Origin of the sequence: Streptomyces sp. Ag109_G2-15, from assembly GCF_900215565.1 — a bacterium.
Lineage (GTDB): Bacteria > Actinomycetota > Actinomycetes > Streptomycetales > Streptomycetaceae > Streptomyces > Streptomyces diastatochromogenes.
In genome coordinates this window covers 1,792,082-1,809,117 of record NZ_OCNI01000001.1, presented here as the reverse complement: position 1 = coordinate 1,809,117, position 17,036 = coordinate 1,792,082, and the positions used below count along the sequence as shown (strand labels likewise).

The following is a 17,036-nucleotide window of genomic DNA, read 5'->3' as shown; positions in this document are numbered from 1 at the left end:
TTCCGGCGGGCCGTTCGTGCTTGTGTGCACGCATGACGGCGAACACAGTCGAGTACATCCGTTACCGCGTTCCCGAACAGCAGGCGGACCAGTTCCTGGCCGCCTACACCCGCGCGGCCGTCCAGCTGGCCGCCGCTCCCCAGTGTGTCGACTACGGACTGACCCGCTGCGAGGAGGAACCCGAGTCCTGGATCCTGCGCATCACCTGGACGTCGACCGCAGACCACATCGAGGGCTTCCGCAGGTCGGAGCTTTTTCCGCCGTTCTTCGCGGAGATCCGGCCGTACGTGGAGAACATCGAGGAGATGCGCCACTACCGGCCGACCGGTGTGCAGGGCGGCGGGGGCGCCGTCCCCACCCTGTACGACTGGGCGGGCGGCGCCGAGGCCTTCTCCCGCCTGACCGAGGTCTTCTACGACAAGGTCCTGAAGGACGACCTGCTGGCGCCCCTCTTCGCGGACCTGGCCCCCGAGCACGCCGCCCACGTCGCCCTCTGGCTCGCGGAGGTCTTCGGCGGCCCGACGGCGTACTCCGACACCCAGGGCGGCCACGGCCACATGGTCGCCAAGCACTTCGGCAAGCACATCACCGAGCCCCAGCGCCGCCGCTGGGTCAACCTCGTCCAGGACGCGGCGGACGACGCGGGCCTCCCGAAGGACGCGGAGTTCCGCTCGGCGTTCCTGGCCTACGTGGAGTGGGGGACGCGGCTGGCCCTGTACTTCTCGGGCCCGGACGCGAAGCCGCCCGCCGAGCAGCCGGTGCCGAAGTGGTCGTGGGGAGCGATGCCGCCCTACCAGGGGTGACAGCCGGCCCGGGCGGCGGACTCAGGAGTCAGGGCTTCAGGGCTCAGGCCTCAGGCCGTCCGTGCCGCCCGGGTCGCGTCCGTGCCCCAGCTGGCCAGCAGGCGCAGGGACTCCGCCGACGGGGTACCCGGTTCCGCGTGGTACGTCACCAGGGACATGTCCGAGTCGTCCGTGAGGCGGAAGCCCTCGAAGTGCAGGGACAGGTCGCCGACCAGGGGGTGGTGCAGGCGCTTGACGCCGTGGCTCTTCTCCTTGACGTCGTGGGTCGCCCACAGGCGGCGGAACTCGTCACTCTTGACGGAGAGTTCGCCCACCAGGGCGGACAGCCGCGGGTCGTCCGGATAGCAGCCGGCGTCCATGCGCAGGGCGCAGACGATGTCGATCGCCTTCTGTTCCCAGTCGACGAAGAGGTCGCGGTAGTCGGGGTGCAGGAAGACGAGACGGGCCCAGTTGCGCTCGGCGGGCGGCAGCTCGGACCAGTCGCCGAAGACCGCGGCCGCCATCCGGTTCCAGGCCAGGATCTCCGCACGGCGCCCGACGATGTACGCCGGCACCCCCTCCATCACGTCCAGCAACTGGCACAGTGCCGCGCGCACCTGCTGCTGCCGTGCCGCCGGCTTCTTCTTGTGCGCCTTCGGCTTGGCCAGGTGGGTGAGGTGGGCGTGCTCGGCGTCCGTCAGCCGCAGGGCGCGGGCGATCGAGTCCAGGACCTCGGCCGAGACGTTGCGCCCGTTGCCCTGTTCCAGCCGTGTGTAGTACGCCACCGACACCCCGGCCAGCTGGGCCAGCTCCTCGCGGCGCAGCCCCGGCACCCGGCGGTGCCTGCCGAAGTCGCGCAGCCCCACGTCCTCCGGCTTCAGCCGGGCCCGCCGGCTGCGCAGGAACTCGCTCAGCTCGGCCCGCCGGTCCAGGGGCCGGCCGGCGGCTGCGTCCTGCTGTTCGTCCATATCGCCAGTATCGGCGGTATCCCGTGGTCGTACGCCCGCGAGCCTGACCCCGCCAGTGGTAGGCACAGCAGTCGTACGAAGATCCGTGGTCTGGGTGAATCGCGGCGTCCACGGCAGGCTGGACGCCGTACCCGGTCGAAAGGCAACCGGGCACGAACCCCCGCTAGGAGAACCCCGGCATGACCACTGTTGCTGCGTACGCCGCGCCCGCCGCGAAGGCCCCGCTGGAGCGGACCACGATCGAGCGGCGCGCGGTCGGTGAGTTCGACGTCCTGATCGACATCGAGTTCGCCGGTATCTGTCACTCCGACATCCACCAGGCCCGCGAGGGCTGGGGCACGGCGATCTTCCCGATGGTCCCCGGCCACGAGATCGCGGGTGTCGTCTCCGAGGTCGGCACCGGCGTCACCAAGTACGCCGTGGGCGACCGGGTGGGCGTCGGCTGCCTGGTCGACTCCTGCCGCGAGTGCGAGAACTGCGTGAAGGGCCTGGAGCAGTACTGCCTGGGCGGCAACGTCGGCACCTACAACGCCGTCGGCAAGGACGGCGAGCCCACCTACGGCGGCTACTCGCAGAAGATCGTCGTGGACGAGAACTTCGTCGTCCGCATCCCGGACGGTCTGTCCCTCGACGTGGCCGCGCCCCTCCTCTGCGCCGGCATCACCACGTACTCCCCGCTGCGGCACTGGAACGCCGGCCCCGGCAAGAAGGTCGCGGTCGTCGGGCTCGGCGGCCTCGGCCACATGGCCGTCAAGATCGCGCACGCGATGGGCGCCGAGGTCACCGTGCTGTCCCAGTCCCTGCGCAAGAAGGACGACGGCCTGAAGCTGGGCGCCGACCACTACCACGCCACCAGCGACCCGAAGACCTTCGAGGAGCTGGCCGGCACCTTCGACCTGATCATCTCGACGGTGTCCGCGCCCCTGGACTTCGGCGCGTTCCTGTCGCTGCTGAAGACCGACGGCGCGCTGGTGAACGTCGGCGCCCCCGAGGAGCCGATCTCCCTCAACCTGTTCTCGGTGATCGCCGGCCGCAAGACCCTCGCCGGCTCCGGCATCGGCGGCATCCGCGAGACCCAGGAGATGCTCGACTTCTGCGCCGAGCACGGCATCGGCGCCGAGATCGAGCTGATCAGCGCCGCCGAGATCAACGAGGCGTACGAGCGGGTGCTGGCGAGCGACGTCCGCTACCGCTTCGTCATCGACACGGCGACGATCTGACCCGTTCGGCCCCGCCGCGTGAGGGCTGGTCGCGCCCACGCGGCGGAGCCGCATATCGATACAGCCCCGCGCCCCCTCGGGGCGCTCGTAGCGGGAGGCAGTCGTGCCGCTGGGGCGGTGGGGAGGGGGCGCACAGGGGCTAGGAGAGACCGAAGACCTCCCCGGCCCCGTACGCCCGCACCACCACACCCCCCTCCCCACCGGGCCGTACGACATGCACGCGGCCGACCCCCGCCACCCGGCACCCCTCGCCGTCCACCTCCACCACGGTGTTCTCGTCGACGGCGACGCCGTACGGCACATCCCCGCGCCGCACCACCGCGACCAGCCGCCCCAGCGTCCCCCACTGCGCGGCATGCACATCCACCGCGAACGGCACGAGGCCCAGCCCCGCCCGCACCGCGACCTCTTCGAGATCCTCCGCGGTGTCCTCCGGGCACACCGGCACCCCGTCCGTCAGCCACCCACCGACCACTGCCCGCCGCGCGGCCACGGCGGCGCCCGCCGAGAATCCCGCGTAGGGCACACCGCGCTCGGCGAGCAACTGCGGCAGCCGGTCCAGGCACTCGACGAACGCCTCCTGATAGGCGGGCGTCAGCCCGCCACACACCAGCAGCCCGTCCACACCGTCCAGCACCCCCTCCGGCTCGAACCGCCCCCCGACCGGCACGAGCAACGGCACAGGCGCACACGGACCGGCCTTCCCCAGCACCGCCGCATACCGCTCGAACTGCGCCGCCCCGTCCCCCTCGTCGACGATCACACACCCGACCCGCGGCACACCCCCACCACGCGCCGCCGCCCGCCGCAGAAACGGCTGGTACACCTCCGGGGCGTCCCACCCACCACCGATCAGAAACACAGAACCGCTCATCCGGAATCCTCCCCTTGTACGACGTACGTGAAGTACGCGAGGGGCGAATGTACGGGCGGGGAGCTGCCGCGGTCGCGCGAATTACCTGGATCCCATTTGTTTGCCAATGGATGGCTGTGGCGCGGCGGGACCGCTATCGTGACATTTCATCGGACGTCCTTGCCGGGGGAGGGGACACGATGACACAGACGAATCGGGCCAGACCCGCGACACCGGCTCCATCGGCTCCTCGCGGCAGGCCCGAAGCGCGGCGGCTCAAGGACGCCCTGGTGTCCCTCGGCCCGTTCACGGCCGCGCTGGTCGCGTACAAGGGCCTTCTCGACTACGCGTTACCCGAGGACTGGTTCAGTGTCTCCTTCCTCAGGTACCTGTTCGCCGGAATCTGCGCCCTCTGTATCGGTCTCGGCCTGCGCCTGATCGGCCAACTGCCCGGGGTGAGAGCGGATACGGCGCAGCTCCCCGCACCGACGCGCAGAACCGGGACACGGTCCGCCCGGCGGGTGATCGACGAGTCCGCGCGCGGGGTGCTGGGTGAGTACCGGGAAATGCGGCACGGTCAGGTGGAGTTGGCCGGGTGGTCGCAGTACCTGAACGACCATCACGTGCCGCCCACCGCGGTCGGCACCTCGTACGGGCTGCGGACGGTCAACGCGTTCGACATCAGGGATCCACGCATCAACCGGCGGCAGGTGCTCGACTCCCTCATCGCCTTGCAGAAGCCGGGCGGGGGCTGGGCGGCGAGCACCCAGCGGGACCGCGGCAGACCCGAGATCACCGCCTGGGTCCTGGCGGCGATGTTCCGCTGCGGCCTCGACGGCACGACGAAGACCGAACTGGTCCGGATCCTCGAAGCCATGCTCGACCCCGGCGAGGATCCGCTCGGTATGGATCGGACCAGCGTGCTGTCCGTCGCGATCTCCAGCCTGTCCGAAGTCGCTCCGACCTCCCCCAAGCTCTCCTGGCTCGCGCGACGCCTCGTCGACGGAGCGCACGCGGACGAGGGCGCCGCGGCGGGCATGGCCTACTGGGGTGAAACGCTGCACAGTTCGGCCAGGTCGGCCGCGCACACGGCGCGTGCCGCCATCGCCCTGCACCGCGCGGCCGGTGTTCTGTCCGACGGAGAGATATTCGACAACGCCGCGCGCTCGGGCGTCAGATGGCTGTGCACCGCGGACCTCGATCTGCGGCTGACCGACGAACAGCTCCGCCGACCGGTCGGCGATGGCACAGTGGACGCATTGATGATCGGTCACTTCACCCCGGCCTGGGTGGCCCGGGCCCTGATGCTCACCATCGCACCGGAGTGTGAGGAGCGGCTGGAAGCGGCCGTGAGTGAGACTCTCGACAACTGCAAGGAGGGTGCCTGGAGATGGCACGACGGCACGAGGCCGATCTGGATGACCTATCAGGGAACCGTGGTCGCGAGGGACTACGCGCTGAGGACGGCCGCATGGGCGTAGCGGGAGCATCCAGTCGCTGTCTCACGGTCGCGAGCTGGAACCTGCACGAAGGGCTACCGAGCGCGGGTGGGGCAGGCCCCTGCTCACCGGCGGCGATGGACGAGGTGGTGGGCCTTCTCACGGACAGGGGCGTCGACATCGCGGCCTTCCAGGAGGTCGGATTCGACGATCGAGGGCGCTCCGAACTCCTGGAGTCCGTACGCCTGTGGACTCCGCTGCGGTACGTCGCGTCCTACCCGCTGCACGACTCGTCCTTCTTCCCCGGCCGTCTCAGCGGTGTGGCCGTGGCAAGCAGGTTCGAGTTGCGCACCCCCCGGCAGTACATGCTTCCCAACCCGCGGCTTCGGACCCGCCTCGACGGCAAGGAGATCCAGAGCCACGACAAAGGTCTGGTCTCCGTCGCCGTCCCTCTGTGGGGCACGACGGTCAACGTGACCTCGCTGCACGCCGTGCCGTTCTATCTGTTCGGACGCGACCCCGACGAAGCCGAGTTCAAGGAGATCTGGGACGTGCTCGCAGGCGAGCTGGGCCGCCGGGCCACCGGCCGTCTGTCGTTGGTGTGCGGCGACTTCAACACGGACAACCGGGGGCTGGTGCTGAGTTCCGACAGCCTGTCCCTGAACAGCTCGCTCGAAGGCCGGCCGACGTACCGGAACAAGTCGATCGACGACATCCTCTACGGACCGGGCTTCACCTTCGACGGGGCTGAACTGATCGACAACTTTTCCGACCACCGGGCATGCGTCGCCACCTTCCGTGTGGCGGCGGACGTTCTCCGGACGTTCTCCGAAGAACCCTGAGGGCGCGCACGCCCGGACTCGAGGACCGTGAGGTGTGTATGGGGGACCGTCTCGTGACCGCACGGCGCATGATGGCCGAGGCTGTGGGAGGTGCTGCGCCCGAGCATCAGTTGATGGAGGCCGCACGAGGCCTGGTCGCCGAGCTGGGCGCCCCGGACTTCCTGCCGGAGCTGATCACGGAGCTGGCTTCGGGAGCCGGCGAGACGGCTGCCTGCGCCAGCCGTTCGTACGGGCACGTGCTCGGCTTCCAGAAGCTGCTGCTGATCGACGACGGGCCGGGGCAGAAGCTGCGTGCCCATGTGTGGCAGCCGATCAGCGATTCCGCAGGCCGCGAACAGGACATTCACAACCACCGGTCACCGATCGCGTCCTGCGTTGTGCGAGGCCGGCTGAGCATGGAACTCTACGAGCCCTCGGCCGACGGCGGGATCGACATAGCCGCGTACCAGGAGTCGCTGTCGGTGCGTGATGCCGACTGGATGCTCGCGCCTCGCGGGCCGGCGCGTCTCCGTCTGGCGCACACGGCGCACTACGCCAGGGGTGCCTCGTACGCGCTCGCGGCGCACACCCTGCACCGGGCGTGGTGCGGCGCGGCGGAGGGAGCCGTCACCCTGCTTCTCGAGACGGGGAGCGAACGGCTCGCCCACACGGACGTGTACAGCCCCTCGACGTCTCACGCCGCGCGGGTGCGCAAGGTGCCGCTCACCGAGGACGAGTACCTGACGGCACTGACCGCCTTGTCCGGCACACTCGGCCCGTAGGGCCCACGCGCGGTCGGCTGCGGTGGTGGGGGGCGTGGTTCATGCCGTCGGCAGAGGCTGCTCCGTCCAGACGGTCTTGCCGTCGCGGGTGTGGCGGGTGCCCCACCGCTCCGTGAGCTGCGCGACCAGGAAGAGCCCGCGTCCGCCCTCGTCCGTGCTGAGGGCTCGTCGGAGGTGGGGGGAGGTGTGGCTGGTGTCGGACACCTCGCAGATCAGGGAGTGCGTACGGATGAGACGCAGGGTGACGGGGCCGGCTGCGTACCGGTAGGTGTTGGTGACGAGCTCGCTGGCGACCAGCTCGGTGGTGAAGGCCAGTTCGGTCAGCCCCCATTCGGTCAGTTTCGCCGTGGTCAGCTCCCTGGCGCGGGCGGCGGAGGTCGCTTCCAGGGGCAGCTGCCACGAGGCGACGTTCTGGGGCCGTAGCGCCCGGGTACGGGCGATGAGCAGCGCGATGTCGTCGCTGGGGAGGTGGTCCTTGGGCAGCAGCGCTTCGACCACGGTGTGGCAGGTCTGCTCCAGCGGCTCCGTGGTGTGGGCGAGACATGCGCCCAGGTGCTCCAGCGCGGCGTCTATGTCGCCGTTGCGTGCCTCCAGGAGGCCGTCCGTGTAGAGCGTGAGCAGGCTGCCCTCGGGGAGGTCCAGATCGTACGTTTCGAAGGGCAGACCGCCCAGGCCCAGCGGTGGACCCGCGGGCAGATCGAGCACGGTCACCTCGCCGTCCGGGGTGGACACCAGCGGTGCCGGGTGGCCGGCGCGTGCCAGGGAGCAGTGCTGGGAGACCGGATCGTAGACGGCGTAGAGGCAGGTGGCCCCGAGCACCTGCTCGAAAGCCGACTGGTTGTCGTCAGCGTTCGCCTCCAGCTCGGTGGCCAGCAGACTGACCAGATCGTCCAGGCCGGTCATCACCTCGTCCGGCTCCAGGTCGAGGCTGGCCAGGGTGCGCGCGGCGGCGCGCAGACGGCCCATCGAGGCCGCGGCGTGGATCCCGTGGCCGACCACGTCGCCCACCACGAGGGCGACCCGGGTCCCCGACAACGGGATCACGTCGAACCAGTCACCGCCGATGCCCGGTTCAACGCCGGCCGGGAGATATCGGCAGGCCACCTCCACGGCCGGCAGGTCGGACGCCGCGCTCGGCAGCAGACTGCGCTGAAGAGTCAGCGCGGCGCTCTGCTGCTGGGTGAAGCGGCGCGCGTTGTCGATGGAGACGGCCGCACGCGAGGAGAGCTCCTGGGCCACCGCGGCATCGCCGTCCTCGAAGGGTTCCGAATTGCGCGACCGCCACAGGCTCACCACGCCCAGTACCAGGCCGCGCGCAAGCAGGGGCACCGCGATCAGCGAATGAACGCCGAGACCCAGGGCGATCTCGATCCTCCGGCGGTCCATGGAGTACCACTCGGGGCGCAGGGACAGCCGCCCGTCGAGAAACGGGCGACGCTCGGCCAGGCACCGCGCCTGCGGGGATTCCGGGAGCAGCGGGACCACGTCGCCCTCCTGGAACGGGACGCGGTGTTCCGGTGGTGACAGGGCGGCCCGGATCAGCGGACCTGCCGTACCGGGACCTGGTTCGTCACCGAGTGTCACGGGCTTGAGGAGGTCCACCGAGCAGTAGTCGGCCAGGCCGTGGACGGCCACCTCGGCCAGTTCCCGAGCGGTCTGTGTCACGTCCAGCGAGGTTCCGATCCGGGCGCTCGCCTCGTTCAGCAGGGCGAGCCTGCGTTGCGCCCGGTGACGGTCGGTCACGTCCTCGATCGTCTCGGCCACGCCGAGGACCCGGCCCGAGGGATCTTCCATCCGGAACGCCGAAACGGACACGATCCGTTCCCGTCCCGGGTTGTGGCGTGCCCGAGCGGACTGCTCGGTGAAGATCAACGGCTCGCCGGTCTCCAGGACGTGCCGGACCCGTTCATCCGCCGGACCCGCGTCCTCGTCGACCATGAATTCGCGGGGGCGGTGGCCCACCGGCGCCTCGGCCGGGACGCCGCTCGCCTTTTCCACCGCACGGTTGACCCGGATCACTCTCCTGTCCGGGCCGTAGGTGACCAGGCCGATCGGGGACCGGCGGTACAGGCCGTCCAGCAGCGCACGGTCCCGCTGCCAGGCAATGACCTCCGCGGCAGGAGCACCGACCAGGAGCCACTCCTGACCGCCCCCCTCCCGTGTGACCGCACGGGCTCGGAAACCCATCTCCACGCGGCGTCCGTCGTGGTGTCGGACGGGCAGGACGCCGAACCATCCCCCCGCCTTCATGGCGTCCACGACGACGGACCGTACGACAGGCAGGTCACGGGCGTCGACCAGGAGGTCCTGCCACGCCCGTCCGATCACTTCCTTGGCCGGATAGCCGAGCAACTCCTGCGCACGTGCGCTCCAGCCGACCACGGTGCCCTGGTCGTCGAGCACGGCCGAGGCACCACGCCCGAGGGCGAAGGGATCCTCCGGACTCTCGCTGAAATGCATCGACGGCGTCCCCATAGCCACCACCTGCCTCCGTGACTCCGATGTTCCTCTCCGCGGAGTCCGACCGCGAGGTCAGCCCCCGGCCTCGGCCACACCGATCGGGCAGGACACGCCTGTGCCGCCCAAGCCGCAGTAACCCGCCGGGTTCTTGTCAAGGTACTGCTGGTGGTACGCCTCGGCCGGGTAGAAGGTGCGGCCCTCGGCCGGGAGGATCTCCGTGGTGATCGTGCCGTGGCCGGAGTAGGTCAGGACCTTCTGGTAGGAGGCGCGGGAGGCCTCGGCCGTGGCGGCCTGCTCGGGGGTGTGGGTGTAGATCGCCGAGCGGTACTGGGTGCCCACGTCGTTGCCCTGGCGAAAGCCCTGGGTCGGGTCGTGGGACTCCCAGAACGTCTTCAGGAGGCGGTCGTAGGAGATCAGCCTGGGGTCGTGGACCACGCGGACGACCTCCGTGTGGCCGGTCAGGCCCGAGCAGACCTCCTCGTACACGGGGTGCTCGGTGTAGCCGCCCTGGTAGCCGACCAGGGTGGTGTACACGCCCGCCGGGAGCTGCCAGAACTTGCGTTCCGCGCCCCAGAAGCAGCCCAGGCCGAAGTCGGCGACCTCCAGGCCCGCGGGGTAGGGGCCGAGGAGCGGGGTGCCCAGGACGGTGTGGCGCTCGGGGACCTGGAAGGCGGGCAGATCACGGCCCTTGAGTGCCTGCTCGGGGGTGGGCAGCTGGGGTGAGCGGCCGAACAGCATGGGGTCTCCCTGTCGGTCTGGAAGGCGGAGGCCGGCCTGGCACGTGGTGCAACGGCCCGGGCCTCCGCCGCATTCCGGTCAGGCCTCCGCCGCCACCGCCCGCACCGTGTCGTTGCGCACCTGGCAGTAGTAGGCGGCCGCCCCGTCGCCGCGGTAGCTCCACGGCAGCGCTTCCACATACCCGTCGACCAGCTTGAACTGCTCCAGCGCCGCCTCGTGCCGGTCCTGCAGGTGGAGGTAGAACGCCAGCAGGTGGCGCAGTTGTGCCAGGCCCGGGTGGGTGGGGTCCGCGGCCGCCGCGTCCGCGAGGCCCGCGTCGACCCTGGCCACCATCTCGGGTGTGTTGTCGGCCGCGGTGTCGGTCGACTCGTCGTGCTCGAAGTGCGCGATGAGCGGCAGCACCGTCAGCAGGCTGCCCAGCGGCGCCTCGGCGGCCGCACGCTCGGCGAAGTCGAACGCCAGCTGCTGCGAGCCCCGCCACTTCGCGCACCAGTACTGGAGGGCCGAGAAGTGGGCCCCGACGTGGTGCGGGTCGCGGGTCGTGATCTCCGCCCAGAGCTTGTCCATCTCGGCGTTCGCGTAGCCGAGACCGAGCGCCACCCAGATCTCCGCGACGTACGGCGTGGGGTCGTCGGGGTTGAGGGCGGCCGCCCGCGCGATCTCCTCGCGGGCGCCCACCAGCGTCCGGTGGAAGCCCTGGAACTGCTCCTGCGTCGTGTACTTGGCCTTCTTCGCACCCCGCAGCTCCCAGGCGAGGTACACCGTGCTCTGCGCCCTGACCACGGCCGCGTCCGGGTCCTCGGCGCGGGCGGCCTCCCAGGCCAGCAGCCACTCGTCGTCCTTGGCCGCGAGCGTGGCGAGGTGGCCGATGACCGTCGTACGGCGGTCCCAGTCGCGGCCGATGGCGCGCAGCAGCTCGGCGGCGGGCTGCCAGTCGCCGCGGCGCACCGCGTCGAGGGCGGCCGCCCAGTCGGCGGGCAGCGGGGCGGGGTGGTCCATGCTCTGCCGCTCGGCGGGCAGCAGCCCGAGCTTCTCGGCGGCCTGCGCGGCCTCGGCGCCGTCGTCGGGGCTCGGGTTGAAGAACTCCTTCAGGAACACCCCGGCGATCCACACCGCGAAGATCAGCGTGGGGACGGCCAGGACGGCCAGGATCCAGAGCAGGACGGTCATGGGAGGGTACGGTCCGTTCGTCGAAGGGGTGGCGTCGAGGAGCCGAAGGGCCTGCCGGTCACGCGGGCTGGGTCGCCGCCGGCGGCAGCAGGGCACGCAGCGGTGCGGTGTCGGGGTGGTCGGCGAGCGCCGCGTCCACCGCCGCGTCGAGCGCGGCCTCGGGGCCGTCGTCCGGCGTGTTCTCCGACGTCCAGCCGGGCAGCCGGACGGCGGCCGCGCGGGACCAGGAGAACTCCCAGTGCAGCAGCGAACGGGCACTGAACTCGGCCAGCACCATCGTCCGCAGCGAGTTGCGCAGCCGGGGCCGTACGAACTCACGGAAGGCCCGGCCCTTCGCCGCGGCCGCCTCCTCGGACAGCGGCAGCCGCTCCGCCAGCCGCCACAGCCGGCCGCCGTCGATGACCGCCAGCAGCGCGGGCAGCGTCGCCGGCTGCCCGGTGTAGTCGGCGAGCGCCTGGTGCAGCGGGGTGCGCACGGAGGACATGCCCTCGGCCATGGAGGCCTCCAGCAGCTCCTGCCACTCGGCGGTGCGCCGGAAGGAGAGGACCTCGTCCGTCAGGACGGCGTCCTCCAGCGCGGCCAGGGTGCGCTGCGGGTCGGTGAGCACGGTGAGGGCCGCGTCGTTGGCCTCCTCGGCGCGCCCGTCGGCGGGCAGTGCCTCGATCCGGCGCACCCGCTCGGCGATCGGCGGATGGGAGTCGTACGGCGAGGCGGGTTCGGTCGGCAGGTCGGCCCGCAGCTCCGTCAGCTCCTGTTCGCGGGCGGTCAGCAGCCGGCCGAAGCCGCCGAAGAACTCGCCGCGCGGCGGCATCAGCCGTACGCGCACGCCCAGGGTGGCGTAGGAGTCGACGTAGAAGTCGTGGGAGGAGGCCAGGACGGGGATCTCGCGCAGCGCCGAGGCGGTCGCGTCGCGCCCGGCGATCCGGGCGGCGGCGAGGTCGGCGGCGTACTCCTGGGCGCGGGCCGTGGAGAGGGAGGCGCGCAGGTAGAGCTTGCCGTACGCGGTGTAGATCTTCGCCATCATCCGGTACGTCGCCCCGGCCCCGCCGGTGTCGACCTGCTTGGCCTTCTTGCCCTTCGCGACCCGCTTGGCGGAGGCCTTCTCCTGGCGGGCGCGTTCGGCGGCCACCTTGCCGTCGGCCTTGGCGTGGAACTGCCCGATGACCCGGGCGATCTGCGCCCGGCCGCGCACCACGAGCGCGGACAGCCGGGTGTCACCGCCAGTGAAGTGGCCGTATTCGTGGGCGAGTACGGCGCGCAGCTGCGCCTCGGTCAGACCGGTCAGCAGCGGTACGCCGAGGTAGAGGCGGCGCGGGCCGGGGAGCAGGCCGAGCAGGCGGGACTCCTCGCTCACGGCCGCGTTGACATCGGCGGTGAGCAGGATCCGGTCGGGGGCTCGCGTGCCGGTCGCCGCGGCGAGTTCCCGGACCAGCGCCCACAGCCGGGGCTCGTCGGCCTCGGTGACCGGGATGCCGGCCGGCTCCTCGCCGCGGGGCGTGCGCAGCATGAACATGCCGCGTACGACGGGGATGGCGAGCACCGCGGTGACGATGAAGAGCTTGACGGCGGCCGGGCCGTGCAGCCCCGAGCCGAACGCGGCGACGTCGACACCGGCCAGCGCCGCGAGCAGCAGCAGGCTCAGCAGATAGAAGCCGCACAGCAGGACGAGGGCGCGCAGCGCGCGCAGAGTTGCGCCCATCGGGCACTTCCCCCCACAGACCCAGAGACATGGACATGGCAAACGCCGGTGCCGAAGGTGCTGCCGGTGAGTGTGGGGGGACGCGGAGCACACCCGGAGCCGACTCAAGGCAAAGCAAGAGCAAACTCGGAGCATGCGGAGTATGCCCTACCGCAGGTCAGCAGGGCAATCCACCAGATCCGAGGCCCGGGGTCTCAGCCGGCCAGGGTCGCCGGGCTGCCGCCGTTCGCCTCGTAGCCCGCCACCGCCAGCGCGCGGAAGACGGCGAACCCGGCGGCCGGGTCGGCGGACAAGGTCCAGGGCAGGGCCCCCACATGGCCGTCGACGTGTATCAGCTGGTCCATGGCCTCCGCCCAGCGCTCGGCGCGCACCAGGAAGAAGAGCAGCAGATGGCGGACGTGCGCGAGCATCGGGTCGTCGGGGCGGGCCGAGTGCACCGCGTGCAGCGCGCCGTGCATCGCCTTGGTGACGACCTCGCTCTGGTAGAAACTCGCGACCAGGTTCACCTCGGGGAGGTGCTCGAAGACCGCGAACAGCGGTAGCGCGGCGAGCAGCGAGCCCTCCGGGGCGCGGGCCGCCGCGGCCTCGGCGAACGCGTACGCCAACTCGCGCGAGCCGTGCCACTTCTCGCACCAGTAGTGCAGCGCCGCCAGATGCGCGCCCATGTGGTGCGGAGCGCGGTCCAGGATGCTCAGCCACAGCTTCTCGAACTCGGGCTGCGGATAGGCGAGGCCGCGGGCGATCGACAGCTCGACGAGGTACGGCACCGGGTCCCCGGGGGCCAGCAGCGCCGCCTGTCCGCAGGCCTGCCTGGCCTCCTCCATGATGATGCGGAAGTCGTCCGTGCCCGGCGTCGACGTCCGCCACGCCTGCTGCACCAGGAACTCGGCGTGCACCGCCGCGCCGCCCGCGTCCTTGGGCTGCTCCGCCCGCCACACCCTGAGCCACTGTCCGCCCGGCGTCTCGTGCACCCCGCCCGGCCGCTGCTGCAGCTCGAGGGCCGCCGCACCGGCGAAGGCCTGCACCCGCTGCCAGCGCTCCTCGCCCTCGGCGTCGGTGCCGGCCAGCAGCTGGGCCGCCGCGCGGTAGTCCTGCGAGCGCTGCACCAGCTCCAGGACGTCCAGCAGGTCCTGGTCGGGGCCGGGCATCCGCACGTCCAGCTCCTCCTGGCGCACGAAGCCGTAGTCCGCCGGGTCGGCGGCGTCCGGGTGGCCCGGGGGCACCAGACCGATCGCCCCGCGCCTGCGCCGGACGATCGGGAGCAGCACGAAGCTCAGCATGACCAGCGCCATGAGCAGCCAGAGAATCGACATGACTCCAGCGAACCAGACGCCACCGACAAAAGGCGAACCCCGCCCGCCGGACCTGTGGAAAACCTCGATGGCCGCAATGCGGACGCCAGCATCCGGTCAGGCGCACTACGCTCGGTGGACATGAGCGACAGGCACATCAGTCAGCACTTCGAGACTCTCGCGATCCACGCGGGCAACACCGCGGATCCCCTCACCGGCGCGGTCGTCCCGCCGATCTACCAGGTCTCGACCTACAAGCAGGACGGCGTCGGCGGCCTGCGCGGTGGCTACGAGTACAGCCGTAGCGCCAACCCGACCAGGACGGCCCTGGAGGAGAACCTCGCCGCGCTGGAGGGCGGCCGCCGCGGCCTCGCGTTCGCGTCCGGCCTGGCGGCCGAGGACACCCTGCTGCGCACGCTGCTCAGCCCCGGCGACCACGTGGTGATCCCGAACGACGCCTACGGCGGAACCTTCCGCCTCTTCGCCAAGGTCGTCAGCCGCTGGGGCGTGGAGTGGTCCGTCGCCGACACCAGCGACCCGGCCTCGGTGCGGGCCGCGATCACCCCGAAGACCAAGGCCGTGTGGGTGGAGACCCCCTCCAACCCGCTGCTCGGCATCACCGACATCGCGATCGTCGCCCAGATCGCCCACGACGCGGGTGCCAGGCTCGTCGTCGACAACACCTTCGCCACGCCCTACCTCCAGCAGCCGCTGTCGCTCGGGGCGGACGTCGTCGTGCACTCCCTGACCAAGTACATGGGCGGCCACTCGGACGTGGTCGGCGGTGCGCTGATCGTCTCCGACCAGGCGCTGGGCGAGGAACTGGCCTACCACCAGAACGCGATGGGCGCCGTCGCCGGCCCCTTCGACTCCTGGCTGGTGCTGCGCGGCACCAAGACCCTCGCGGTACGCATGGACCGGCACAGCGAGAACGCCACGCGCATCGCCGAGATGCTGACCCGGCACCCGCGGGTGACCCGCGTCCTGTACCCGGGCCTGCCCGAGCACCCCGGTCACGAGGTCGCCGCCAAGCAGATGAAGGCGTTCGGCGGCATGGTGTCCTTCCAGGTCGAGGGTGGCGAGGAGGCCGCCGTCGAGGTGTGCAACCGCGCCAAGGTGTTCACCCTCGGCGAGTCCCTCGGCGGTGTCGAGTCGCTGATCGAGCACCCCGGCCGGATGACGCACGCCTCCGCGGCCGGCTCCGCCCTGGAGGTCCCCGCCGACCTGGTGCGCCTGTCCGTCGGCATCGAGAACGTCGACGACCTGCTGGAGGACCTGCAGCAGGCCCTCGGCTAGCCGCAGCTCACCAGCCGGTGATCGGTGGAGTCGTCTGCGAGGGCGGCTCCACCCAGGGGCGGGCCGTCACCGCCCAGACGGTGAACGCCACCGCCGCGGCGCACAGGAGCAGCCACCACAGGCGGCGGGCGAGTTGCCGACGGCGCAGCATGCGGTCGCCGCGGCGGACGGCCTCGCCGTACAGGTCCGGCGGTACGGGTGCCGGGGCCCGCTCCAGGATCCACCGTACGGCGGCCTCGCGCTGGGGACGGTTCACCGGGGCCTCCCGGCCGGCCGGGAGGCCCAGGACGGCACCGCCCTCGTGCCCACCGCGCGCGGGGTGGTCGCGGGCGCCGGATGCAGCACGGTGGCCGTGGCCCGGTCGCAGATCGAGTGCACGCGCTCGACGGGCAGCCCGAGCAGGGCCGCCGCCTGTTCCTCGGCGACTCCCTCGTACATCCGCAGCACCAGGATCAGCCGCTCCTGCGGGCTCAGGGCTGCGAGCGGGCTGCGCGGATCCGGCCGGGCACGGCCGACGGCGCCGTAGTGGTGCCACGCCCCGTGCTGGAACCGGGTGGCGAGGTACTGGCGGGCGCACTCGTAGGGGTCCTCGCCGTGCAGCCGGTCCCAGCCGGCGTAGGTGTGGGCGAGCGCCAGCGTCAGCAGGCGCCGCGCGCGCGGGTTGGCGTCCGGCGCCTCCGCTGTGAGCAGCGTGGCGGTGTGCAGCAGCCGTCCGGCCGCGCCCGCGACGAACGCCTCGAACTCCCGGGCCCGGCGGGCAGCACGGGATGCCTGCCGATCACGCACCGCGCCTCCCCCCTGAGGAGGTCCTGTCCGGTACGGGACAGGCGAACCGCGCACGACGCAGGACCCGGTCTCATATGAGGCCAGCGGCGGCCCAAGGTCAAGACTCGGGACCGCACCAGTGCGCTCGGCCTCAGGCCGGCCTCAGGACGTCGACGGCTGCTCCGAGGACGGCACCTGGATCGCCATCCGCGAGGAGAGCGCGGTGTTGAAGCGCGTGAGGAGCGTGCAGAACTGCTCGCGCTCCTCCGGCGCCCAGTCGTGTGTCAGCTCGGCCATCAACTGACGCCTCGACGACCGGACTTCCTCCAGTCGCGAGGACCCGCGCGGGGACAGCTGGAGCACCACCGCGCGCCCGTCCTCCGGGTGCGAGGTGCGCTTGACGAGCCCGGTGTCGACCAGGGGGGCCACCTGCCGGGTGACCGTGGAGGAGTCGATCCCCATGCTCGCGGCGAGCGCCTTGACGCCCATCGGGCCTTCCTTGTCGAGGCGGTTGAGCAGCAGGTACGCGGCGCGGTCCATGGAGTTGCGCACCTGTCCGACGCCGCCGAGCCGGGTCTGTTCGGCACGGCGGGCGAACACCGCCACCTCGTGCTGGAGGGTGTCGAGAAGACCGGTGTCACCGACGGTCGTCATGTCCATCGACATTTCAGGTGTTGTGGGCATGGCCGGAGGCTCGCTTCATGAAGGGCTGCTGGGTTGGGGGACAGGGTACGCGGCCCGGGGGCGGGCC

16 protein-coding genes are annotated in these 17,036 nt (G+C 71.4%); 6 read left to right on the top strand and 10 right to left on the bottom strand.

Features of this window, described 5'->3' with window-relative positions:
* Positions 1-32 precede the first annotated feature (32 nt).
* On the top strand, positions 33-803 hold the full coding sequence (locus CRP49_RS07740) for a group II truncated hemoglobin (RefSeq protein ID WP_097252740.1): 771 nt from the start codon (positions 33-35) through the stop codon (positions 801-803).
* A 50-nt stretch (positions 804-853) separates the two neighbouring features.
* Here the strand turns inward: CRP49_RS07740 and CRP49_RS07735 are convergent, their stop codons facing one another.
* A complete protein-coding gene (locus CRP49_RS07735; RefSeq protein WP_097252739.1) occupies positions 854-1,750 on the bottom strand; it encodes a helix-turn-helix domain-containing protein in 897 nt (298 codons plus the stop codon).
* A 179-nt stretch (positions 1,751-1,929) separates the two neighbouring features.
* Between CRP49_RS07735 and CRP49_RS07730 the strand changes: the two genes are divergently transcribed.
* Entirely contained in the window at positions 1,930-2,970 is a 1,041-nt protein-coding gene (locus CRP49_RS07730) for an NAD(P)-dependent alcohol dehydrogenase (RefSeq protein WP_097252738.1), read from the top strand.
* A gap of 139 nt (positions 2,971-3,109) precedes the next feature.
* On the opposite strand, the gene CRP49_RS07725 is transcribed toward CRP49_RS07730, so the two are convergent.
* Entirely contained in the window at positions 3,110-3,844 is a 735-nt protein-coding gene (locus CRP49_RS07725) for a Type 1 glutamine amidotransferase-like domain-containing protein (RefSeq protein ID WP_097252737.1), read from the bottom strand.
* 179 nt (positions 3,845-4,023) lie between these two features.
* Between CRP49_RS07725 and CRP49_RS07720 the strand changes: the two genes are divergently transcribed.
* From CRP49_RS07720 to CRP49_RS07710, 3 genes are all read left to right on the top strand, one after another.
* The gene (locus tag CRP49_RS07720; protein WP_143669969.1) at positions 4,024-5,304 is read left to right on the top strand and encodes a hypothetical protein; all 1,281 of its coding nucleotides are present in this window, start codon (positions 4,024-4,026) and stop codon (positions 5,302-5,304) included.
* A complete protein-coding gene (locus CRP49_RS07715; RefSeq protein WP_097252735.1) occupies positions 5,214-6,104 on the top strand; it encodes an endonuclease/exonuclease/phosphatase family protein in 891 nt (296 codons plus the stop codon). Before CRP49_RS07720 ends, CRP49_RS07715 begins: the two co-directional genes overlap by 91 nt.
* Positions 6,105-6,217: 113 nt before the next feature.
* Entirely contained in the window at positions 6,218-6,865 is a 648-nt protein-coding gene (locus CRP49_RS07710) for a hypothetical protein (protein WP_306459716.1), read from the top strand.
* 39 nt (positions 6,866-6,904) lie between these two features.
* On the opposite strand, the gene CRP49_RS07705 is transcribed toward CRP49_RS07710, so the two are convergent.
* The 5 genes from CRP49_RS07705 to CRP49_RS07685 form a co-directional block, all read right to left on the bottom strand.
* The gene (locus CRP49_RS07705) at positions 6,905-9,325 is read right to left on the bottom strand and encodes a SpoIIE family protein phosphatase (RefSeq protein ID WP_257033328.1); all 2,421 of its coding nucleotides are present in this window, start codon (positions 9,323-9,325) and stop codon (positions 6,905-6,907) included.
* Between the two features lie 72 nt (positions 9,326-9,397).
* Positions 9,398-10,063 (bottom strand): peptide-methionine (S)-S-oxide reductase MsrA, encoded by a 666-nt coding sequence (msrA, locus tag CRP49_RS07700; RefSeq protein ID WP_097252732.1) that lies wholly within the window; start codon positions 10,061-10,063, stop codon positions 9,398-9,400.
* 78 nt (positions 10,064-10,141) lie between these two features.
* The gene (locus CRP49_RS07695) at positions 10,142-11,233 is read right to left on the bottom strand and encodes a hypothetical protein (RefSeq protein WP_097252731.1); all 1,092 of its coding nucleotides are present in this window, start codon (positions 11,231-11,233) and stop codon (positions 10,142-10,144) included.
* A 58-nt stretch (positions 11,234-11,291) separates the two neighbouring features.
* Entirely contained in the window at positions 11,292-12,932 is a 1,641-nt protein-coding gene (locus CRP49_RS07690) for a M48 family metallopeptidase (RefSeq protein ID WP_097252730.1), read from the bottom strand.
* Positions 12,933-13,126: 194 nt separating this feature from the next.
* Positions 13,127-14,245: a hypothetical protein gene (locus CRP49_RS07685; RefSeq protein ID WP_097252729.1), complete on the bottom strand. Its 1,119-nt coding sequence runs from the start codon at positions 14,243-14,245 to the stop codon at positions 13,127-13,129.
* A gap of 120 nt (positions 14,246-14,365) precedes the next feature.
* Between CRP49_RS07685 and CRP49_RS07680 the strand changes: the two genes are divergently transcribed.
* A complete protein-coding gene (locus CRP49_RS07680; RefSeq protein WP_143669968.1) occupies positions 14,366-15,520 on the top strand; it encodes a cystathionine gamma-synthase in 1,155 nt (384 codons plus the stop codon).
* Between the two features lie 7 nt (positions 15,521-15,527).
* On the opposite strand, the gene CRP49_RS07675 is transcribed toward CRP49_RS07680, so the two are convergent.
* From CRP49_RS07675 to CRP49_RS07665, 3 genes are all read right to left on the bottom strand, one after another.
* Positions 15,528-15,776: a hypothetical protein gene (locus CRP49_RS07675; protein WP_097252727.1), complete on the bottom strand. Its 249-nt coding sequence runs from the start codon at positions 15,774-15,776 to the stop codon at positions 15,528-15,530.
* Complete coding sequence (locus CRP49_RS07670) at positions 15,773-16,306, bottom strand: sigma factor-like helix-turn-helix DNA-binding protein (protein WP_094215284.1); 534 nt, start codon at positions 16,304-16,306, stop codon at positions 15,773-15,775. The genes CRP49_RS07675 and CRP49_RS07670 overlap by 4 nt, the downstream gene beginning before the upstream one ends.
* 141 nt (positions 16,307-16,447) lie before the next feature.
* On the bottom strand, positions 16,448-16,951 hold the full coding sequence (locus CRP49_RS07665) for a MarR family winged helix-turn-helix transcriptional regulator (protein ID WP_179851880.1): 504 nt from the start codon (positions 16,949-16,951) through the stop codon (positions 16,448-16,450).
* Positions 16,952-17,036 lie beyond the last annotated feature (85 nt).